The organism is Fodinibius salinus (assembly GCF_008124865.1).
GTDB lineage: Bacteria > Bacteroidota > Rhodothermia > Balneolales > Balneolaceae > Fodinibius > Fodinibius salinus.
In genome coordinates this window covers 473,996-496,195 of record NZ_VNHY01000001.1, presented here as the reverse complement: position 1 = coordinate 496,195, position 22,200 = coordinate 473,996, and the positions used below count along the sequence as shown (strand labels likewise).

The following is a 22,200-nucleotide window of genomic DNA, read 5'->3' as shown; positions in this document are numbered from 1 at the left end:
TGTAGGTAATAGATTGCAATTTCGAGCGTTTAAAATAACGATTTTTAGCAATCCCGAAAGTAATGAATATATGTATTTCGGATTATCTTCATTAATTTAGATTGCTGTAGTACTTATTAACATTCTTAATTAAATTTTGGAATCGTGAACTTATCCAAGCTTCTTTACTCAGCTATTTTTGTTGTCCTGTTGCTCCCCTTCAATGGAACCGATCTTTTCGCGCAACGTCTTCCCGAATATGTGCAGCTTGCACGGAGTAATAAACAAGAACCTGCCTCTTTTGATCAAATCATCTTACCCGGTGACACAGATTCTACAGTTACTCTCGCCACGGTTTTTAATATGCCCTATAGCTATTTGTCGTTTAAAAAGAACAATAGCGGGCCTTCCGGAAAAGAGTTTTACAGTGCGATACAACTCAACATGGAAGTTTTTAAATCTAATAAATCAAAACTGGGTAAACGGAAGGACGTCTCGGTTGAAGGTTTGCCTTCGGTGGGACGTACCATGTGGTCTGACACTGCTTTTGCTGCCGATTACCAACAAAGTCAATCTACTGATAAATTTGTGAGTGGATATGTTAAAACTTCACTTACACCCGGAGTTTACAGCTATGTTCTTCAGATGAAACAAGGACAAGAAACGGAATCAAGAAGATCACGGGCAAAAACCTTGTCTATCTCTAGGTATAACACAATAGAAGTGGGGAATGTTATTCTCGGCGAAAATTTCATCGAAGGTCAGGAATTATCACAATTAGTGCTGTCTCGGTTCGGCAAAAACGTAAAATACGCTACTGATTTTTATGCCCTTGTCTATTTACCTGATTTTAACACAGAATCTAATTACAGCCTTACCGTAACAAATTTAAATATTCAGGACAAAGACACCAGTAAGGCTAAGAGTGTCTATTCCAAAAAGCTTGCAAAAAAACATATCAACAAGGGTATCAAACCCTCGCTGGTAGCTACAAACAATGAACGTGTACGAGTAGATTTGCAACAAGTATCAGATGGATATACTTACGCATTGATAAAAATACCGGGCACCAAACTTCCCAACGCGGTTTATCGCCTTACGGTTGACACTCAAAGCTCAACAAAACCAGTGGCACAAACTGTTTTTCAAACCGTTTGGCCTGATATACCCAATAGCCTGCTAAGTCTGGATGTAGCGGTGGATATGCTCCGGTTTATTGCCGATGACAAAACAATCAATCGGCTTTCAAGCGGTACTAAAAAAGAGCGAGAGCAAAAATTCAGAGATTACTGGAAGAAACGGGATCCTTCTCCCAAGACCGAATTCAATGAGCTTATGACCGAATATTACAATCGTATTGATTACGCCTTTGAAAAATACTCATCCAAACAAAAACTTGGCTACAACACCGATCAGGGTAAGGTGTATATAAAATACGGGCCACCCAATGATATTGAACGAAAATTCCCAACGAAGGGAGCCACCACAGAAATATGGTCATACCCTTCTCGAGAATTTATCTTTAAAGCCACTAGCGGATTCGGAGATTTTCGCTTGGTTGAACAAACTAGAAAATAAAGATCGGATATTTTTGATGAATAACTGTATAGCCATAACCGGAGGTGATTTTAACGGCATTGGTCCGGAGGTCATCTTAAAAACACTTTCTGACCAACAAGATAGCAATACAACCCCTGTTATCCTAAGCTCGCCAAGTGTTATTGATTTTTATCAATCGGATTTAGATTCTAAAATCAAATATCATCTGGCCCAGACAGCAAAAGATATTAGAGATGACGCAATTAATGTCCTAAATCCCTATAAAGATGAAAGTCCCGTCATCGAACCAGGAGCATTTACCAAACAATCCGGCAAATGTGCTATGCTGGCTGTCGAAAAGGCTATTGAATTTTGCCTGAACGGTACAACTGATGCAATAGTTACTGCTCCTATTTCTAAAGAAGCTGTAAACATTGCAGGATATAACATCCCCGGGCATACCGAATTTTTAGCTGAACAAACCGATACTGATGAATTTATGATGATGCTCGTCAATAATGATTTGCGAGTGGGGCTCTCCTCCGTTCATATTCCAGTAAAAGATGTAGCAAGCTCTCTTTCCGTAGATGATATTACCCATCAGATTTCTCTTATGAACCAGAGTCTGCAAAAAGATTTTTCTATCGCCCGCCCCAAAATCGCGGTGTTGGGATTGAATCCCCATGCAGGTGACGGCGGTATTATAGGCAGTGAAGAAACCAAAATTATTAGTCCGGCTATTAATAATGCTCGTCAGCAAAATATCGATGCCAGCGGTCCTCATCCGGCAGACGGCTTTTTCGGTAATCGAAAATATGAGAATTACGATGGCATTCTGGCAATGTACCATGACCAAGGCTTAATCCCTTTTAAAACACTCTCGTTTGGTGCAGGAGTCAATTTTACGGCAGGTCTGCCAATCATCCGAACTTCACCCGATCACGGTACTGCCTTTGATATTGCCGGTCAGCATAAAGCTAATCCATCTTCGTTCAAGCAGGCTTATAAACTGGCAGATATGTTGTCCAAACATCGTGCAAAGCAAACCGTATCTCTATGACAAACACCCAAGGCAGTGAATATACCAAGCTGGCAGATGTTTACGACACGCTCATGGAAGATGTTGATTACGGACTCTGGGCCGACTTTATTGATGTACTAATGCTTCAGCATCATCCTGATCCCCAAACTGTACTCGAGCTGGCCTGTGGTACCGGCTCCCTCTCTTATGCCCTGCGGCAAATTGATGATTACCGAATTCTGGCCACCGATAAATCTCACGAAATGATTGCCAAAGCCCGCAAAAAGAAGGATAAATCCAATAATGCTATTCAATTCCAAGTAATGGATTTTCTAGACATCAACATTAACCGCACATTTGATGTTGTGGTCTCAATATTTGACAGCATTAATTACCTACAGAGCGCAGATGAAGTGCAGCAATTTCTATCCCAAACGCAAAAGGTACTTGCGCCCAATAGCCTGCTTATTTTTGATTTTACAACTCCCAAAAACTCAGTTAAATCCATTGACTACCTTGACGATGAAGAGGGATATACAGATGATGGATACCGCTTTATCAGAGAAAGCAGCTATAATCCCGATAAGCAAATCCATACAAACAGTTTTAAGATTGAGGAACTGGCAGATGACCAAGAGACGGTAATCCAGCAATATAGAGAAACACATCAACAGCGGGCATACACCCTACAACAAATGCTTGATATTATCAACGAAAGCACGTATAACATACGTGCAAAATATGACGGCTTTGATTTTGAGGAAGCCGATGAACAGAGTCTTCGAATCACAATGGTCCTGCAATGTCCCAACACTCAGTAATAGAATTTCAAAATGTAAGTGTCTCATACAGTCATCGAACAGTACTCGATGATCTCGATTTTAATCTTGAAAACGGTGATTTTACCTATCTTATTGGTGAAACTGGTGCCGGTAAAAGTTCTTTTTTGCGGCTTATTTATCGCGACTTGTTGCCTGACAGTGGCTCTGTAAAGGTAGCAGGACTTGAAGTCACTTCCCTGAAAGATAAAAAAGTACCGCACCTTCGGCGCCGGCTGGGTATTGTATTTCAGGATTTCCAATTGTTGCCCGATCGCACGGTTTATGAAAATGTAGCTTTTTCCTTAAAGGTGACTGGCGAAAAAAATAGCTATATCAAACAACGCGTACTAGAAGTACTGGGCATGGTGGGACTAAGTCATAAGCGTAAAAATATGCCCGAAGATCTCTCCGGCGGCGAGCAACAGCGCGTCGTTATTGCCAGAGCCTTAGCTAACGAACCACGTATTATGCTGGCTGATGAACCTACCGGTAACCTTGATCCCGGAGCTTCGGCCGAAATTATGGAGCTGCTCAAACAAATCAATAACCGCGGTATGGCAGTGCTCATGGTCACCCACGACTACGATACCGTAAAGGAATATCCGCGGCGTACGCTAAAATTACAGGATGGGAAAACCAAAGAAGTTGATCCAAAGAATTTATGATTTAGTTATTGGTATGCTTGACTTTATAAGACCAATCCTATAGCCATTTAACTATACTATGAATTTAAGAAAACGGACACAAAAGGTACGTGAAGCCGCTCTTCGGCTCGGATTTAATGCCTGTGGATTTGCAAAAGCCGGACGGCTGGAAACTGAGGAACGCCGGCTCAGAGAGTGGCTCAACCAAGATCGCCAAGGTACAATGGGCTGGATGGCTAACCATTTTGATAAGCGGGTAGATCCTACCAAGCTGGTACCGGGCGCAAAATCAGTGGTATCTGTTATTGGCAGCTATTACCATCCCAAACACGAACAGCAGCAAGAACAAGAAAATAGTCCCAAAATTGCAAAGTATGCCCAGGGCCGTGATTATCACAAAGTGTATAAGAAGAAATTGAAAGCACTTTTTGCCGAAACTGAAGAACTATTGGGCGGACTAGAAGGACGCGTTTTTGTAGATTCTGCCCCCGTACTCGACAAAGCCTGGGCGGTACGATCCGGACTTGGCTGGATGGGCAAAAACTCTAATATCCTAAACAAAAATTTAGGATCATTTTTCTTTATCGGAGAAATGATCGTGGATGCCAAATTTCAGTATGATACGCCTGTTACAGATCACTGTGGCAGTTGCACCCGTTGTATAGAATCTTGTCCCACTAACGCCATCTACGAGCCCTATCGCGTAGATGCAACAAAGTGTATATCATACCTAACTATTGAACTTAAAGAGGAAATTCCCGACGAACATCGCGATGATCTCGGCAATTGGATGTTTGGCTGTGATATTTGCCAGGATGTATGTCCCTGGAATCGGAATGCCCAATACGGACAAATGGAAGATTTGGCCCCACGGGACAAAATTCTTAATCACGACATTAATTTTTGGGAAGAACTGGATATCAAGCAGTATGATGCTCTTTTTGAGGGGAGTGCAATACGGCGGGCTAAATTTGAAAAATATAAAGACAACGTCGCAGCTGCAGCAGCAAATATTAAAGGTGACTAATGATAAGACAAACGTAAAATTTAAAAAATGACAGGCGTTTCATACTTCACATCTGAGCCCAGATTACTAAAACCGCCCTTTCTTATCTTTTAGTTCCTTATATAACAGCTCACGTGCCCTAAAAATATGGGCTTTAACTGTTCCTAATGGCGAATCGAGTACTTCCGAAATTTCTTTATAACTTTTTTCTTCCATGTGACGAAGTTCAATCACCTTGCGATATTTCTCGGGTAAATCCTGTATAGCCTGTTGAACAATCTTCTGCCGCTGTTTCTGTATAATTTTGCGATCAGTACTTGCAGACTCATCCGGTAGCTGCATCTCCATTTCGCCCTCTTTGGTTTTAACCGGACTATCAATCGAAAGAGTATTTAATTTTTTCTTGCGCAGGTAGTCGATAGTGTGGTTGGTAGCAATACGATACAGCCAAGTCGAAAAGGCATAGTTTGTGCTGTACGTATCAAGATTGTCAAAAGCTTTTACAAATGTTTCTTGTACCAAATCCTCTACCTGCTCTCGATCATTCACCATTTTTAGGATATGATAAAACAGGGCCCGTTCATACTTTTCTACTAGTTGACTATATGCCTGCTCATCCCCTCCCTTAGCTTTTTTTACTAAGGAATCGTCCTCTAAGCTACTTTCTGAGGCATTTTCTCTGGGTGAATAATTTTCAGACTTTTCGGTACTCTGATCGGGCATAAAGTGTCTGGCAAATATTAACTTCCATTAAAATGCTAAACATAGTGAATCATTATCGTTATTCCCATTGGCCTTTATAAAAAATATTAATAAAATATGACCCAATTTAATTTATTTTTACGCATATTATATGTTTAACGAACTATTTATTCTTTTTAATCCAACATACAAATACAAACTATGAAAAAGCTACTTACATACGGATGGTTAATATTAGGATTTACACTCTTTTCAGCTTACAGCACAAATGCCCAGGATAATATGGCAACCTCATACCCCTTTCAAGAGGGCGACTTAGTTATTAATGCCGGCATTGGCTTGGGAGCAACCTATTCAACCTTTGGAGGCGGAGGATTGGGACTGCCGTTGGGAGCCGGTGCCGAATACGGTGTCGCCGATCTTGAAACCGGAATCATTGGGGTTGGCGGTGACTTTGGGTTTATATCAGGTAGTGGTGTAAGCATATTATATATAGGTGGTAAAGGCTCGTACCACTTTAATGAGCTGCTGGAGCTGGGAAATGATAACCTTGACTTGTATGGCGGGCTAGGACTGTACTACAGAAATTACAGTTTTTCTAATTCGTTTGTCTCGAGTAATGTAGGTAGCGGTATGGTAGCTGCTTTTCACTTAGGAGCCCGTTATTATTTTTCTGAACAATTAGGAGCTTATGCTGAACTCGGTAATAATTGGGGCTGGTTAAATATTGGTGTAGCTTTTAAACTTTAACTATTGTATGATATCCTAATAATATTAGGGTTACTTTTAAAAAGAACTCTTATTTGTGAATAAAATTAATTCTTTTTACAATTAGCTCAAGAACCAAGGGAGAACTAACACCATTGTGGAAAATGGGTTGTAGGGGTATCCTTAGTGTTCTGAGTAAAGTTAAATTTAACTTATCAAAACTAAATCAAACAGAACAACAATACTATGAAAAAACTACTTACAGTTTCCCTTTTAATCGTAGGGATCGGTTTATTTTTTAACAATAATGCACAAGCGCAAGACTTTAAAGTCGGCTTGGGTGCTACTTATGGTACACAAATTGAAGCTATCGGTATCCAAGGTGGTGCAGTCGCTGGCTTTTCGGATCAATTCAGAGGAGCTGTTGATTTTAAATTTTTCTTCCCCGACAATACTGATTTCTGGGAGTTAAATGCCAATCTTCATTACCTTTTTGTTTCTAAAGCTTCAACAAGCGTATATGCTTTAGCAGGACTTAACTATGCAAAACAGTCGGTTAGTAACCAATTTGTTACTGTTAGTAATTCCGAAATCGGATTAAACTTAGGTGCCGGTGCGGAATTTGGAATAGGCGTTGGTTCTTTCTTTACTGAGGCAAAATATGCAGTAAGCAATTTCGATCAGTTTGACATTTCTGCTGGTTTGCGATTCGGATTATAATTTTCGAATCAACTTCTTTAAAAAAGGTCCCGATTTTCGGGACCTTTTTTATTTTAAGCCAATAATATTGCTCCATGCCTTACCCCACCGGTTGAAGCAACTATCTCCTCCAAATCATATTTGTTCATAAATCCTTCTAGGATCAGTAATCCTGCAAGAAAAATATCTGCGCGGTGCTCCATAACGGACTGGTATTCTTTTCTAATCTCGTTAGCCGACAGTTCTTGTAAAAACGAAATACGTCTCTCCAAATCATTCAAAGAAATACGGTAGCCATTAATATCATTCCTATCATATTTACTAAGAGATTGTTCTATAAAGGCTAGTGAAGTTGCAGTGCCGGCAATTCCCATGAGAGAAGTATCTCCAGATATCTCAAACGGATGATGAATCAGCATATCTGCAATGGCCGTTTTACACGATTGTATCTGTCCACTGGTTGGAGGATCATCCACCAAATAGCGCTCGGTATATCGTACGCATCCCATGTCAAAAGAATGATAATCTGAAATAGTACCTTCACTACCCAATGCTATCTCGGTACTGCCACCGCCTATATCAATAATGGTTTTACTGGGGTTTAAGTTGCCCCCTAACAATACACTTTGTGCTCCATAATAGGCATATTGAGCCTCCTCGGACCCGCTCAATACTTGCACTTCAAATCCAGTCTCACTCTTAACATGTTCTAAAAAATAAGCACGATTCCCAGCATCCCGCACCGCACTAGTAGCTGTAACAACAGTCTCTTCTATATGAGAATAATCTTTATTGAGCAACGACTTAAATTCAAGTAGCACATCAATCGTCCGGGCAATTGCATCCTCATCAAGAATATTAGTACCATCTACATTTTTGCCCAGTCGCGGCGTGCGTTCCTGCTCTTCAACGACTCGAATATGCCGGTCACCTTCGGCCTCAGCTACCAAAAGCAACACGGTATTTGTACCAATATCAATAGAAGCTTTCATAAAACTATTCGATTTGCATGAATACTGATCCATTCATTTTTCTGGGCTATATCTGTGACCTCAAAATCATCTCCCAGCCTATCACAAATAACGTCTAGATCTTTTTGTAACAATCCTGATAGTAATAACTGACCTTCGGGTTTTAGAACTTTTTTAAAGTCAGGAACCATTGACAAAATCACGTTACGCTCTATATTTGCTAACAGTACATCGGCACTACAATTATCAGGAATTTCCTCAGTTGATCCAGGTTTCACCGTCACAGCATCAGCAACATCATTAAGCAAAATATTTTCACGGGCATTGTTAACACTCCACTCGCTAACATCAAATGAAAATACACGAGATACGCCCAATTTTACGGCTGCAATAGCCAGAATGCCCGTACCGGTACCTGCATCAATAACATGATCACCATTGGTAACAATAGATGGTAATGCCTCTAACATAAGGCGTGTAGTTTCGTGATAGCCGGTGCCAAAGGACATCTTGGGATCGATCTCAAGTAATATCTTATTGTTTGGACATTTTTCCCTGCTCCATGTAGGCTTAACGAAGAACTTCCCAATGGTCTGTGCCTTTAACGTTTGTTCCCACTGCCTATTCCAGTTTCGATCCGCAATGATTTCTTCAGATTCGATGAAGCCTTCTTGGGGATAAGTAGCCAACAACTGCTCAATACGCTTTTTCTGGGAGTGGTTGTACTTCTTTTCTTCAATATAAGTGATGATTTGTCCTCCGCGCTGTTCAAAGCCGGTAAAGTCCATCTCAAAAAGCTCAGCAATCAGGCTTTCCTGATGAATTTCTGAAATTTCAATAACCAGCTTTACATATTGCATCATTAGGTATCAATAGATATACTGAGTAGCTTGCCCTGATACAATCATTTATATACTAGAATGTATAAAAATAACAGGTTAATCTTTCTTTATATTTATCACCAGTTATCAGTTCAAGCTATTTGCCCAAAAGAAACCTATTTGAAAATTAAAACAAGATTTTAATGAGCTATTACCTGCCCCAGGTATTAGGTTGAAAAGAATGATTTAGTCCTGCTCTTTAAATTTTAAAACGTAGCAGAAGAAAACTTCCTAAGAATCGGTTTCTATCCTATTATAAATCAACTCGGCCACTACACGGCCAACTTTTTGCAATGTAGTTTTTTGGATGATATCCATATCATCATTGTGAGTATGCCAATATGGAGCAAATTCAGCACCATCAGAGGTAACCGTATGATTGATGATGTTGATAGTGGGAATACCTAATTCTCTATTAATAATCACATGATCATCAGAAACTGCACTGCCTGATTTATCCAAAAACAGATTGCTATAGCCCATGTTGTCTGCTATGCCCCAAATTTCACTGACCAGCCCTGGGGCATATTGCATGGAATACTCCTCACGTGGGAATTGGGCAGCCTTTCCTCCTACCATATCCAACAAAATACCAAAACGAGGTTTATAGCCCGGCACCGGTGGATTTTTAACCCAATAGCGGGATCCTAAAAAGTACTTTGACAGAGTTCCCTCCTTGCCATAGTCCTCACCGTCAAACAACACAATATCTACGCCTATGGGCGGATTGTGACGCTCAAAAAGGCGGGCAAGCTCCAATAATACTCCAACGCCACTACCCCCGTCATCAGCTCCTAAAATAGGTTCTTGCGTGTTTATCGTATCCCTGTCGGCTCGCGGACGGGTATCCCAATGCGCGCAAAGCATGATCCGGTCTGTGGCCTGTGGATTAAAAGCAGCAATAATATTCGTAAGCTCCAGTGTTTCCCCCTCATAACCCTCTGCAGAGAAGTTCTGGGGATAAACGGTTTGATCTGAAGCATAGGATTGAAGTTTGTTCAATAAATATTGCTTGGTCTGCTTATGCCCCTTAGAATTGGGATCTCGTGGCCCCATTGTAACTTGTTGCTCAATAAAATGGTAGGCACTGTCGGCATTAAAGGAAGGTACATTTCTGCCCTGTTTCTCAAAAGTGAGTTGGTTTTTAGATTCACAACCAGCACCGCAGCCTATCACCAACCCATAAATAAGAAAGACTATGGCATAGCGCAGTTTACTCATCCCGATAAACCATTGATGAAGAAGATTGGTCAACAGGAAAGACGATGGAATCCATAATATTTACATGAGGCGGACGATTGGCAATAAAGTGTACAACTTCGGCAATATCCTGGCCAGTAAGGGGTTGCATATCATCATAAACCTCGTCAGCACGATCATCATCGCCTTTAAAACGTACATTACTGAATTCAGTCTCTACCAGTCCCGGTGATACCATGCTGACCCGAACCTTAGTACCGTGAAGATCTTTTTTGGTAGATTCGGTAAAAGCTTTAACAGCATGTTTGGTTGCACAATAAACAGATCCCCCGTCATAGCTTTCATGTCCCGCAATGGATCCAATATTAATGATGTGTCCGCTGTTGCGTTCTTTCATCTGCGGTGCAATAAGCCGCGTCATATTAAGTACCCCTTTGATATTCGTATCTATCATATCATCCCAATCGTCAAACTGGGCATCAAAAACCGCATCAACCCCACGAGCTAATCCGGCATTATTAACTAAAATATCGATAGGTTGATCAAAGGCAGATAACCAATCAGAAATAGCCTCCCGGTTACGGACGTCAAAACAAGCTATTCTTACCGCTACTTTATACTCCTCTTGTAAATGATTCTTTAAATTCTCCAGACGTTCTTTACGGCGACCATTGATAACTACATTACATTGAGACTGTGCAAAAAGCTCAGCCGTAGCTTTACCAATACCCGCTGTTGCACCGGTGATGAATGCCCACTTTTCTTCTAGACGATTTCTCATAGTATAATACCTTTTCTATTCTGGTAGCTGTTCTATCAGCCGACCTGCATTAAATAATTTACCTTCTTCGAAAGTATCAGCCATAAACTGTAGACCATACGGCAAACCATCCGAATCAGTACCTGCAGGAACGCTAAGTCCACAAATTCCCGCTAAATTCGCTGATGTGGTATAAATATCATTTAGATACATTTGCATCGGATTTTCATTCTTCGACCCAAGCTCAAAAGCAGTAGTAGGTGCCGTTGGTGACGCAATGACATCAACCTTTTCAAAGGCCTCCGTAAAATCCTGCTTAATCAATCGGCGCACTTTCTGGGCCTTGCCATAATATTCATCATAATAACCCGCACTAAGCACATATGTGCCCAGCATAATTCGACGTTTTACTTCCGGTCCAAATCCCTCTGTACGACTTTTTTTGTACAATCGGATTAGTGACGAGTCAATATCTTGGATCTGGGAGCTGACCTCTTCTTGCTCCTCTCCAGTTGCCGTTTTAAGTTCTTTTTCAAGGGCCTGCTTCTCTTCTTTTAACTCCTGCTCCACCTCCTCAATATCAGCACGATGCCCATATCGAATGCCATCGTACCGAGCCAGATTGCTCGAAGCCTCGGCGGTAGCTAAAATGTAGTAAGTCGCAATACTGTATTTCATATGTGGCAGATGGATAGGTACCAGCTCGGCTCCTGACTCTTCAAGTGAATCCAATTTTTGTTCAATACCCTCACGAATTTCATCATCAAGTCCTTCTCCAAAGTACTCCTCCGGAACTCCGATCTTTATATTCACATCCGGATCTTTAACAAATTGCTGATAATCAGGAACCGCTCTGCTCGAGGACGTGTTATCGTGCTCGTCAGAACCGGCTATAGTCTGTAACAAAATAGCCGCATCTTCTACTGAATGCGTTAATGGACCAATACAATCAAAAGAAGAAGCAAAAGCAATCAGTCCGTGACGTGACACGCGTCCATATGTTGGCTTCAATCCTACAACGCCGCAATACGATGCCGGCTGTCGAATGGAACCACCCGTATCAGACCCTAAAGAAGCAGTGCAAAAATCAGCTGCTACAGCCGCTGCACTTCCACCCGATGATCCACCGGCTACCTTGGATGTGTCAGAGGGATTTCGCGTTGGGCCATAAATAGAATTTTCAGTAGATGAACCCATTGCAAATTCATCCATATTTAAGCGTCCCAATAAAATAGCATCTTCATCTCGAAGACGTTTTATAACGGTAGAATCATAGATGCTTTCAAAGTCAGATAAAATATTAGAAGCGCAAGTGGCTTGTATATCCTTTTCACATATCAAGTCTTTAACTCCGACGACCATACCCGCAAGACTGCCGGCCGAACCGTCTTCAATGCGCTGTTGGATCTGATTTGCACGCCCTAATGCCCGTTCTTTGTCAATGCTGATAACGGCATTAATCTCATCATTCTTATCTTCAATATTGTCAATGTACTGTGATACGATATCCGAAAGTGTTTCCTCACCTGATGACAGCGATTCTCGGATCTGGGTAAAAGTTGTAGAATGCAACGATCTGGTATGGTTTAATTAGCTTTACTTTCTGTTGATTTGTCTTCTTCAGAAGTTTCTGACGAAGAAATACCTTCCTTTTTTCCTTCCTTAAGCTCTTTTTTAATTTCGTCTGAGGCTTTTCTGAATTCATTAATGCCCTGCCCAATACCACGAGCTAACTCGGGAATGCGCTTTGCTCCAAAAAAGAGTAGGACCACCAACAGGATAATTAGAATTTCCATGCCACCAAATGTACCGCCCATATTTGCTGATATTTAATTAATATTTATCTTCAAAGCAGAAGATAAGAATAATTTTGTAGATCTTTGAGTAAATCAATCGAAAAAATAATTGCATTTTCACTAAAAATTGACTTGCATTTAATGTATGAAACCTTTTCTTAAGGTGCTTGGTTATGTAATTGAACTTGAACTAAAAACAAGAAACATTATTTATGATTTGGACCGTTGAATTAGCGGCTGCTTTAGATGAAGCCCCATTTCCCGCTACTCGAGATGAACTTATCGAATGGGCAGAACGAAATGGGAGTCCCCAACAAGTACTCGATAATTTACATGAACTCGAAATAATCGAACAGGGAGAAGATGTTGTTTACGAAGGTATAGAAGATATCTGGCCCGACTATATCAGTAAGGAGGACTTCTTTCACAACGAAGACGATGAAGGATTTAATTACGACGACGTTTAAATATTAGTGTAATAAGATTATCTTCTGGCGGTTGCATGTTATTATAGCATGCAACCGTTTTTTTTGAATTTATAATATCTTTGCCCCCTTGAAGGATTGTGCTAAGACCTTACAATCTATACTGTATCTATCAGCTATAATACTGGTAGCTCTTCCTGCTATTACTATTGCCCAAACAAATGCTACAGAAAATGACACCACTGACAACGTCGTTCGGGCTATACGTTTTGTAGGGAACGATAATGTGAAGGACAACACGCTGGAAACATTAATACGTACTAAGACCAACAGAGAATTTCTCGGCATTCCCCGTTTTACGCCCTGGTATTTCATCTTCAAGCTTACCGGTAAATTTGGCGAACGTCCTGCTCTGTTCAACCGATCTACCACAGGCAACGATATCAAACGAATTAAACGATATTACAAGACAGTAGGCTATCTTGACGCCACAGTAGATACGAATGTCGTTGAATTCAAAAAAGACAAGATTGAAGTTTCTTTTTTAATTGATGAGGGTAACGCCTATTCTATCCAATCGCTCTCCTATTCGGGACTTCCCGATTTTAAGGATACCACTAAAGTAAGCAAATTTTTTAAAGACAGTCCCCTTACTAAAGGTCGTATTAACGATTCCACATATGCGGTCAACAAGCAGTACTCCGAAAAAAAACTTGCCAAGGAACGAAATCGTATTATCACCTTTCTGAGAAATAATGGGCACGCTTCGGTACAAAGAGATTCGGTAAAGATACTCATAAAGCACGATTCAACTGATCAGTTTACACTAGATGGCCTTTTCAAGATAAATGCCGGTCCAAAATATACCTTTGGCGACCTTCGCATTTCGCTGGCCGGCCCAGACGATACACTGACATATAATCAACAAGATACAGTACGAAAATCTTCCCTTACTGCTGGAGATAATGCAATATTTCTTCAGAAGGAAAGCTCAGCTCAAACAAAGTTTAGCTTATTAACAGACCAGATTTTATTTAAACCGGGCGATACGTTCGACAACTCCCAATATATACGAACGGTTAACGAATTTCAGAATTTGAGGATGCTCACTATTCAACAGTTTAGTTTAAGTGAAGATGGTTCTCTGCCCGACTACTCCAAAGAGCAAATTCCGGTAACTTTTACCCTTCAGACATTGCCCAAGCATTCCATCAACTTCAATATTTTTGGAATGAAAAGATACGGCTTCGGATCCGGTGCGGGGCTTACATATACTAATAACAATTTATTTGGGAAGGCTGAGAACCTTCAGCTAAGTGTTAACGGTAGCTTCGAGTACGTTAGTTCCAATACTATTGCCGATATTGTACCAGACTCATCTACTCAATCATTCAATGGACGCTTTTTTCAAAATTTTGAGTCTCGTCTAGAATACTCACTACCCCGTTTAACCTTTCCATTCCGCGCCCTGGACGATAACCTTAACTTCCTGAATGGTCGCACCCGATATAGCCTATCATTTAGCCGATCTAATCAGCTGCTGTTTGATATCAACTCCGATATTCGTTTCAATCTGCGGTATGAGGTGGACCATAATGAACGTTTTTCCAGCTATTTAGATCTTATTGAACTTGACTTATTAGATACCGACCCCTCCCCACAATTTCGTCAGTCACTGCGCGAGGACTTCGGCGAAAATTCCTTTGAATACCAACGGATCCTCGAAGATTTTCGTCCCCAGGTTTCATCTATATTGCGGTATACATTCCGGAGCCAGCGCACAAATCTCATCAAGCGAAATTACGGTTACTTTAGTGAATATTCTATTGCCCTAGGCGGCAACCTGCCCTATTTGGGTGACCGGTATATCATTACTCCCGATACCGTTGAGGGAAACTTGCCACCAATATTTCCCAACAGTCAAAACAGTCTTGCATACAGCAGGTTTGTAAAAGGAACTGCCGATTACCGTGAATATATACCCATTTCAAATAACGGCGTATTTGCCTATCGCGGATTTTTTGGGGTCGCAATACCTTATGGAAACAGCAATTCTATCCCTCTCAACCAGCGATTTTACGCAGGAGGTAGTAATGACATCCGCGGATGGGATATATATAGCCTGGGACCTGGTGGCATTGCCCTTGACAATGTTACCATTAACGGAGGTGAGATAAAGTTGCTAGCTCAAACTGAAGTGCGGCAGCGTTTTATCCGAGACTTTATTTCGGCCAACTGGATTGCCGCTTGGTTTACAGATGCCGGCAATATTTGGTATGGACCGAAAACGGAGTTCCCATCCGGACAATCCCAAATGAATAACATCCCCAATCAATCACAGCGTGAGCAACTACTCGAACGCGGTAAATTTCATTTTGATGAGTTTTATAAACAAATAGCAGTTGGATCCGGATTAGGCATTCGTCTCGACTGGGAATATGTAGTAGCTCGTTTTGACTTTGCATTTCGGATACATGATCTGCAACAGGGATGGTTTGAGGACAAAAAATTATATTTTAGCTTTGGAATTGGACATTCGTTTTGAAAAACACCTTCAGTTAATATATTGCATATCTAATTACCGTACGGAACAAACTTTATAACCTAACAATCTGCTATGCTGGGATCCGAAAAGTTCAATAAGCTCAAAAATCAGAGCGAAATTATTTTTAACTCCAGGTTTCTTCAAAATTTAACAACTCTGGAACGGTCCGAATTTTTGCAGTATTGCCACCGACGACGGTACAAAAAAAACGATCATATTTATTATCAGGGTGATCCCGGTACAGGCATGTATTTTATTGAAGACGGTAAAGTGGAACTTATTGTTGAACATAAGTCTGACGGTGACGACAGCAAACAAAGCCGCACCATTACAGCTCCCGAAAGTTTTGGAGCCCTCTCCATCGGATATGAACTGCGCAGAATATCAAGTGCTAAGTGCTTGACTGACTGTATCTTAATGGGATTCTTTAAACCAGATTTTGAAACCCTCAAAAAGAGACATCCAAGTATTGCTGTTAAGTTTATGGAGACTCTGGCAATGATTGCAATGAAACAACTGGAAATTGTAACAAATGAGCTTAAAGAAGTAAGTACTCCTGAACATGCTTTTGCTCTACAGTTTGGGACCTACATTACCGGAGAAGATGAATAAGAATCAAATCCGTAATTTCAAACCCATCCCCTGCGTCCCAATACAACGCTACAGGCAACTAAATCTAAATTTTGCCACTTTGGGGATCTTTAATGCCCAGGCAAAGTTTATTATTACATAACGCATGAATATCAAAATCATTGGTGCTGGACTCGGGGGCTTGGCTACTGCTTGTCTGCTGGGCAAACAAGGACATACTGTTACTGTCTTAGAAAAAAACAGCACTCCCGGCGGTAAAATAAACGAAATCCACGCGCAGGATTTCCGATTTGATATTGGTCCCTCGCTACTTACAATGCCCTTTATCCTCGAGAGACTGTTTAACCAGTGTGATGCGGATATGGATGATTTCTTAGACATCCAAACTACCGATCCCATTTGCCGGTATTTTTATCCACAGGGAGTCAAATTCGACTGTTATCGAGATACAAGCTTAAATATAGCCCAAGTTCAAGATTTTGCACCTGATGATGTCCAATCCTACAAAGAATTTTTATCCTATTCTGAACAAATTTATGAACACACTAAAGACGCTTTTCTTTTTAATCCGCTTTATGAACTATCCGATCTATTATCACTTAATCCCATAGATTTCTTTAAAATTGATGCCTTTAACACGGTTGCAGAAAGTATTGATCAAAAATTTAAATCCCCTGAACTACGAAAATTCTTTAAACGATTTACCACTTACAATGGCTCCTCTCCCTTTCAGGCTCCGGCTACTCTCAATATCATCCCCTATGTAGAATTAACCATGGGAGGATACTATATCAACGGTGGTATGTACGCCCTTGTTGAAGCACTGATCGAACTTGCCAATAAATTTGACGTGCAACTGAAGTACAATGTAGATATTTCTCACATTACTACACAAAACGACAGCGTCAGGGAGCTGGTTGATACATCGGGACATCGCTACCCTGCTGATTTAGTTGTCTCAAATGCCGATGCCTATGAGACCTATCGGCACTTACTTGACGAGGATGAACTTTCATCCCGCAAAAAGAACAAAATGGATACTCTTGAGCCCTCCTGTTCCGGCTTTGTACTGCTCTTGGGAACCGACAAACAATATAATGGGCTTACCCACCACAATATATTCTTTTCACAAGACTACCGGCAAGAATTTCAGGATATTTTTGACCAGAAGGTGATGCCCGACGACCCGACAATCTACATTGCCAACACTTCACAGACAAATCCTGACCATGCCCCGGATGGAGGTTCTAACCTCTTTGTATTAGTCAACGCCCCTTACTTAACCGATAATTATCGATGGGATAACCAACAAACCCAACAGTATCAAGATCATATTATTCGCACGTTGCAAGAACGTGGATTAACAGATTTAGAAGACCATATTGTATATTCCCAAACCATTACCCCCCGCGATTTTTACAAGATGTATCGGAGCAACAGCGGCAGTATTTACGGTACTTCTTCGAATAGTAAATTCGCAGCATTTATGCGGCCCCGTAATAAATCCCGAGCCATAGATGGACTTTATCTCGTTGGCGGAAGTACACATCCCGGAGGCGGAATTCCACTTGTTACCCTTTCTGCTTTTCATGCCGTAAATCTTATTGACAGGTATGAAACCTAATTTCAGACTGTTAGTCACTAGACTCTGGATGCTAGAAACGTGATACTCCAAAAGATCACGTCTTCAGAATATGCCCCTCTTTATACTATTTATATTTCTTTTGCATCCTATAATTTATTGTTGCTCAGTATCTTATACTATTTACTTGATACTTAATACAATCTACAGATTATTCCCCTCGTTTCCCCAAATTAATAACCTCCACATTCTCAATTGTTCCGTCTTGGATCGTAAAGCGTACACAAGTGCGGTATATCTGAACACCGTGTCGGCCAGCAGCACCTGGATTTATAAAAAGCATTTTATCGTGGTCCTGGTCACGGCCAATTTTCAGAATATGCGAATGTCCGCAAATAAATACATCCGGTGGACTTTCTGCAATCTCCTCTCTTATTGGCAGACAATAGCGTCCCAATGTGCCCCCGATATGCGTCATCCAAAAATTAATACCATCAATCTCAAATCGTTGATGTGCTGGGAACTCCCTTCGGATTGCTTGTCCGTCAATATTACCGTGAACCCCCTTTACCGGGGCAATCTCGTTTAGCTGATCAACAACCTCTAAGGTGCCAAAATCTCCGGCATGCCAAATTTCATCACGGCCATCAAAAAAATCCCGTATCTGGGGATCAAAATAGCTGTGTGTATCCGAAATAAGTCCAACTTTGATCATAGATAATTCTTTACGATTTTCAGCTCGAGTATCAACGTGATTTGCTTGTACAAGGTAAAAGCAAATCGCACATCAAACAACACAAATTCTTCGTCATTAAAAACAAAATATGCCCTTTTTTAGTATCATCATTGTTTCGTGGAATGCGCTAGGCCACCTTAAAAACTATTTGCCCAGCGTGGCAGCCACCAGCTATCCCAACTACGAAATAATACTGGCTGATAATGCCTCTGATGATGGATCCAAAGCATGGGTACAAGAACATTTTCCAGAAGTGAAGATTGCAGCCCTGGATGAAAATTACGGATACTGCGGAGGCAATAACCGGGCTGTACCCTATGCCAATGGCGAAATCCTGCTGTTCCTAAATAATGACGTTCGTGTAGAGCCTGACTGGCTAGATGGTATAGCCGACTGTTTCCAACGAAATGAACAGACTGCAGCCGTACAACCTAAACTGCTTGCAGATAAACAGCCTGATCATTTTGAGTATGCCGGTGCTGCAGGCGGATTCATCGATCGTTTTGGTTACCCCTTTTGCCGAGGACGTTTGTTTGAGACCATTGAAAAAGACCAGGGACAATACGACAATGAAACAGACATTTTCTGGGCCAGCGGTGCGGCACTTGCAGTTCGAAAGCAACAATTTCAAAGCCTGGGCGGTTTTGATGAGGATTTTGAGTTCCATATGGAAGAAATTGACCTCTGCTGGCGACTCTGGAATACCGGTTACAACATCAAATACACCCCTAAAAGTACCGTTTACCATCTGGGTGGCGGATCAATGGCTATGGGATCTCCACGAAAAGTATATTATAACTATCGAAATAATCTGCGCATGCTGTGGAAAAACTGCAGCAGTAAAAGCTTGATTTGGCGATTCGGAGGTCGCTACCTGCTCGACTTTATCGCCGCTCTGCGATCTTTAGTAACCGGCAACTGGGAAGAATACAAAGCAATTGCCCGTGCACATCTGGATTTTTGGCGATCGTTTTCGGCCACAAGTCAAAAGCGGTCAACCTTACAAAATAGTCGTACCACCCACTCCGATCCCCCTACAATACAACAAGTTAGCATCATTTTTCAATACTTTGTCAAAGGTATAAAAACATTCTGTAACCTTAGGTGATTTAATGTAATGAATACCGAAAAACTTAAAAGCTGGGGCATCTATTTTTTAAAGAATTGGTGGGGAGTGCTACTCCTGTTACCCTTCATTATCTACTCCATCCACCACTATTACTGGGCCCTGGAGTACAATATTTTTTACTCTTACAACTACGACTATCCCTTCCCTTTAAACATCATTCACTTATGTGTACATACCTTTTTACTGATTACCCATGAAGCCGGACATACCTTCTTTAGTATTTTCGGTATTCGTTTTATCACAATTTTAGGAGGATCTCTGTTTCAAATACTACTCCCATCCGCTATCGTATTCTTTTGCTGGGTTAATCAAAAAAATATTGGTATGCAATTTTCACTGGTGCTATTGGGATACAGCTGGATGGATATAGCTGCCTATGCCGCTGATGGTGGAGCCGCCCAACTGCCCCTTATTGGCGGGCTCGGCCAAGAATCTCATGACTGGCATAACCTGCTTACTCAAATGGGTGCCTTGGAACATGACATCACCTTTGGCGTGATATTCATGATCATAGGTATTATTTGCTATCTTTGGAGTATGCTAGTACCCATATTCCATAAACAATACGAAGAAGTAGCCATTGAGTTGGATGTAGATCAGTAATTAGTTGCGAAGCTAGCATTAAGAGCTGGCATATGATTCTTAACCTTTCTTAATCTCCGCTTTCAGTAGGTAGGATAATTGCCAAGACTTTCCCTCCTTTGGGAAGAGAGATTAGGGAATCGAGTTAAAAAAAATATTCTTTTAACTTTTATAAATACATTATTAAAAAATGAATAAGATCAAATTTCCATCTTTGCTCCTTATTTCTCTGCCTCTCTTGTTTGTCACTACCTTTTGCAGTAACAACCCCGATCAACAAACCGACCAACAGTATCAACAAGAGATTCGAAAATGGCATCAGCAGCGTGCCAGCTCATTAACTGAAGAGGACAGCTGGCTTACACTTGCCGGTTTATATACTCTACCGGACGGAACTCATACCTTTGGAGCCGACTCATCCAATGATATCATATTTCCAGCCAAAGCTGCGGCACAAATAGGTACCATTACCAAAAAGGACAGCTCATTTGGTGTTCAGATCAAACAAGGTATCACCGTTATGCATGACACCAGCCGCATTTCATCCATGCAATTGCAAACCGACTTAAAGGATGAACCCACTACCCTTCGGCATAATGATCTGCTATGGTATATCATTGAGCGACGCGGCACCTATTATCTGCGACTTAAGGATACCGACCACCCAAACCTGACTTCGTTTAGCGGGATAAAGCATTTTCCCGTAACAAAGCGCTGGCGCAAAAAAGCACAGTTTATTCCCTTTGATAAGCCCAAAGTTATTTCTATCCCCGATGTAATGGGAGAAGTCTATCAGGATAGTTTATACGGTATGCTTGAGTTTAATATCAATGGACAAGACTATTCGATTTCCCCACTGGGACACCCGGAAAACGATGAGGAGTTTTTTATCATTTTCGGGGATCAAACCAACGGTGAAAGCACCTACAGCGGAGGACGATATATGTATGTTTCGACTCCAGACGAAAACAACATCACCCACATCGATTTTAATAAAGCCTACAATCCACCCTGCGTATTTACCAACTTTGCCACTTGTCCACTGCCGCCCACGCAAAACCGTCTGGATGTAAAAATTACCGCTGGCGAAAAAATGTATAACAACAAATAAAGAGCGCTTATGGCTTCTCGATTCTCAAAACAAGCCGACCTTTATGCCAAGTACCGTCCCGATTATCCCGAGGACATGTATGACATTATTTTTAATCATATTGCTTCAAATAAGTCCGCATGGGATTGTGCCACCGGTTCGGGGCAAGTAGCAAAATACCTTTCCAACCATTTTGATGAAGTCTTAGCTACCGATATTAGTAAAGAACAGCTGTCACATGCTCCCAAAAAGGATAACATTCAATACCAAATAGCCCGTGCCGAAGATTCAGAGTTAGCTGAAAATAAATTTGATTTAATAACAGTAGCACAGGCCATCCACTGGTTTAATGTTGATCAGTTTTATCAAGAGGTTCGACGCGTAGCCAAACACGATGCGCTGTTAGCAGTAATTGGTTACGGCATGGTACGGGTCAATGCGGCAGCTAACCCTATTATTGATGAGCTATATGAAGAAGCGTTTGGAACTTATTACGACAAAAACCGCACCTATCTCGATGAAGAATATAAAACTATTCCCTTTCCGTTTGATGAAATTGCCACACCGCACATCATAAATACGTACCAGTGGACACTCAATCAGCTGGAAGGGTATTTTAATTCTTGGTCAGCCATTCAAAAGATAAAAACCGAGCAGGATTATAATCCCATAAACAAAACCATTAAAAAGTTAGAAGCAAAAATTACCAATCCGCAGAATTTTGAAGTCCAATTCCCCATATTTCTTCGACTGGGACAGATTAATGAATAGTACTTTTCCAATTATTACTGCA

At 41.1% G+C, this 22,200-nt stretch carries 23 protein-coding genes; 15 read left to right on the top strand and 8 right to left on the bottom strand.

What is annotated here, in order from left to right:
* Positions 1-144: 144 nt before the first annotated feature.
* Genes LX73_RS02200 through queG form a run of 5 tightly spaced genes read left to right on the top strand, consistent with a single transcriptional unit; the run spans position 145 to position 5,031 of the window.
* The gene (locus tag LX73_RS02200; RefSeq protein ID WP_148897831.1) at positions 145-1,557 is read left to right on the top strand and encodes a GWxTD domain-containing protein; all 1,413 of its coding nucleotides are present in this window, start codon (positions 145-147) and stop codon (positions 1,555-1,557) included.
* 16 nt (positions 1,558-1,573) lie between these two features.
* Positions 1,574-2,578: a 4-hydroxythreonine-4-phosphate dehydrogenase PdxA gene (gene pdxA, locus LX73_RS02195; RefSeq protein ID WP_148897830.1), complete on the top strand. Its 1,005-nt coding sequence runs from the start codon at positions 1,574-1,576 to the stop codon at positions 2,576-2,578.
* Entirely contained in the window at positions 2,575-3,360 is a 786-nt protein-coding gene (locus LX73_RS02190; RefSeq protein WP_148897829.1) for a class I SAM-dependent DNA methyltransferase, read from the top strand. Before pdxA ends, LX73_RS02190 begins: the two co-directional genes overlap by 4 nt.
* Complete coding sequence (gene ftsE, locus LX73_RS02185; RefSeq protein WP_148897828.1) at positions 3,342-4,025, top strand: cell division ATP-binding protein FtsE; 684 nt, start codon at positions 3,342-3,344, stop codon at positions 4,023-4,025. The genes LX73_RS02190 and ftsE overlap by 19 nt, the downstream gene beginning before the upstream one ends.
* Positions 4,026-4,083: 58 nt before the next feature.
* Positions 4,084-5,031, top strand: a complete 948-nt coding sequence (gene queG / locus LX73_RS02180) for a tRNA epoxyqueuosine(34) reductase QueG (RefSeq protein WP_148897827.1) — start codon at positions 4,084-4,086, stop codon at positions 5,029-5,031.
* Positions 5,032-5,097: 66 nt separating this feature from the next.
* Here queG and LX73_RS02175 read toward each other — a convergent pair whose 3' ends face one another.
* The gene (locus LX73_RS02175) at positions 5,098-5,733 is read right to left on the bottom strand and encodes a sigma-70 family RNA polymerase sigma factor (protein WP_148897826.1); all 636 of its coding nucleotides are present in this window, start codon (positions 5,731-5,733) and stop codon (positions 5,098-5,100) included.
* Between the two features lie 180 nt (positions 5,734-5,913).
* Between LX73_RS02175 and LX73_RS02170 the strand changes: the two genes are divergently transcribed.
* A complete protein-coding gene (locus LX73_RS02170) occupies positions 5,914-6,462 on the top strand; it encodes a hypothetical protein (protein WP_148897825.1) in 549 nt (182 codons plus the stop codon).
* Between the two features lie 204 nt (positions 6,463-6,666).
* Positions 6,667-7,140: an outer membrane protein gene (locus LX73_RS02165; protein ID WP_148897824.1), complete on the top strand. Its 474-nt coding sequence runs from the start codon at positions 6,667-6,669 to the stop codon at positions 7,138-7,140.
* Between the two features lie 53 nt (positions 7,141-7,193).
* On the opposite strand, the gene LX73_RS02160 is transcribed toward LX73_RS02165, so the two are convergent.
* The 6 genes from LX73_RS02160 to LX73_RS02135 form a co-directional block, all read right to left on the bottom strand.
* Positions 7,194-8,111 carry a Ppx/GppA phosphatase family protein gene (locus tag LX73_RS02160; protein ID WP_170245553.1) on the bottom strand — a complete coding sequence of 306 codons (918 nt, stop codon included), beginning with the start codon at positions 8,109-8,111 and terminating at the stop codon, positions 7,194-7,196.
* The gene (gene prmA / locus LX73_RS02155; RefSeq protein ID WP_148897822.1) at positions 8,108-8,953 is read right to left on the bottom strand and encodes a 50S ribosomal protein L11 methyltransferase; all 846 of its coding nucleotides are present in this window, start codon (positions 8,951-8,953) and stop codon (positions 8,108-8,110) included. Before prmA ends, LX73_RS02160 begins: the two co-directional genes overlap by 4 nt.
* Before the next feature lie 249 nt (positions 8,954-9,202).
* Positions 9,203-10,192, bottom strand: coding sequence for a M28 family peptidase (locus LX73_RS02150; protein WP_148897821.1), 990 nt, complete (start codon positions 10,190-10,192; stop codon positions 9,203-9,205).
* Positions 10,185-10,952, bottom strand: coding sequence for an SDR family NAD(P)-dependent oxidoreductase (locus tag LX73_RS02145; protein ID WP_148897820.1), 768 nt, complete (start codon positions 10,950-10,952; stop codon positions 10,185-10,187). Before LX73_RS02145 ends, LX73_RS02150 begins: the two co-directional genes overlap by 8 nt.
* Positions 10,953-10,967: 15 nt before the next feature.
* Positions 10,968-12,503, bottom strand: a complete 1,536-nt coding sequence (locus tag LX73_RS02140) for an amidase family protein (protein WP_148897819.1) — start codon at positions 12,501-12,503, stop codon at positions 10,968-10,970.
* A gap of 14 nt (positions 12,504-12,517) precedes the next feature.
* Positions 12,518-12,748 carry a Sec-independent protein translocase subunit TatA/TatB gene (locus LX73_RS02135; RefSeq protein ID WP_148897818.1) on the bottom strand — a complete coding sequence of 77 codons (231 nt, stop codon included), beginning with the start codon at positions 12,746-12,748 and terminating at the stop codon, positions 12,518-12,520.
* A 191-nt stretch (positions 12,749-12,939) separates the two neighbouring features.
* Here LX73_RS02135 and LX73_RS02130 point away from each other — a divergent pair, with 191 nt between their 5' ends.
* The 4 genes from LX73_RS02130 (at position 12,940) to LX73_RS02115 (ending at position 17,912) form a co-directional block, all read left to right on the top strand.
* Positions 12,940-13,194 (top strand): DUF2795 domain-containing protein, encoded by a 255-nt coding sequence (locus LX73_RS02130; protein WP_148897817.1) that lies wholly within the window; start codon positions 12,940-12,942, stop codon positions 13,192-13,194.
* Positions 13,195-13,282: 88 nt separating this feature from the next.
* On the top strand, positions 13,283-15,697 hold the full coding sequence (locus LX73_RS02125) for a BamA/TamA family outer membrane protein (protein ID WP_246138144.1): 2,415 nt from the start codon (positions 13,283-13,285) through the stop codon (positions 15,695-15,697).
* 72 nt (positions 15,698-15,769) lie between these two features.
* Positions 15,770-16,309, top strand: coding sequence for a cyclic nucleotide-binding domain-containing protein (locus LX73_RS02120; RefSeq protein WP_148897816.1), 540 nt, complete (start codon positions 15,770-15,772; stop codon positions 16,307-16,309).
* 124 nt (positions 16,310-16,433) lie between these two features.
* On the top strand, positions 16,434-17,912 hold the full coding sequence (locus tag LX73_RS02115; RefSeq protein ID WP_148897815.1) for a phytoene desaturase family protein: 1,479 nt from the start codon (positions 16,434-16,436) through the stop codon (positions 17,910-17,912).
* Between the two features lie 169 nt (positions 17,913-18,081).
* Here LX73_RS02115 and LX73_RS02110 read toward each other — a convergent pair whose 3' ends face one another.
* Positions 18,082-18,585 carry a metallophosphoesterase family protein gene (locus LX73_RS02110; protein WP_148897814.1) on the bottom strand — a complete coding sequence of 168 codons (504 nt, stop codon included), beginning with the start codon at positions 18,583-18,585 and terminating at the stop codon, positions 18,082-18,084.
* A gap of 109 nt (positions 18,586-18,694) precedes the next feature.
* Here LX73_RS02110 and LX73_RS02105 point away from each other — a divergent pair, with 109 nt between their 5' ends.
* The 4 genes from LX73_RS02105 (at position 18,695) to LX73_RS02090 (ending at position 22,178) form a co-directional block, all read left to right on the top strand.
* Positions 18,695-19,714, top strand: coding sequence for a glycosyltransferase family 2 protein (locus tag LX73_RS02105; protein ID WP_148897813.1), 1,020 nt, complete (start codon positions 18,695-18,697; stop codon positions 19,712-19,714).
* 9 nt (positions 19,715-19,723) lie between these two features.
* Positions 19,724-20,338, top strand: a complete 615-nt coding sequence (locus LX73_RS02100) for a hypothetical protein (protein ID WP_148897812.1) — start codon at positions 19,724-19,726, stop codon at positions 20,336-20,338.
* A 169-nt stretch (positions 20,339-20,507) separates the two neighbouring features.
* Complete coding sequence (locus LX73_RS02095; RefSeq protein ID WP_148897811.1) at positions 20,508-21,428, top strand: DUF1684 domain-containing protein; 921 nt, start codon at positions 20,508-20,510, stop codon at positions 21,426-21,428.
* Positions 21,429-21,437: 9 nt separating this feature from the next.
* On the top strand, positions 21,438-22,178 hold the full coding sequence (locus LX73_RS02090) for a class I SAM-dependent methyltransferase (RefSeq protein ID WP_148897810.1): 741 nt from the start codon (positions 21,438-21,440) through the stop codon (positions 22,176-22,178).
* The last annotated feature ends 22 nt before the right edge of the window (positions 22,179-22,200 follow it).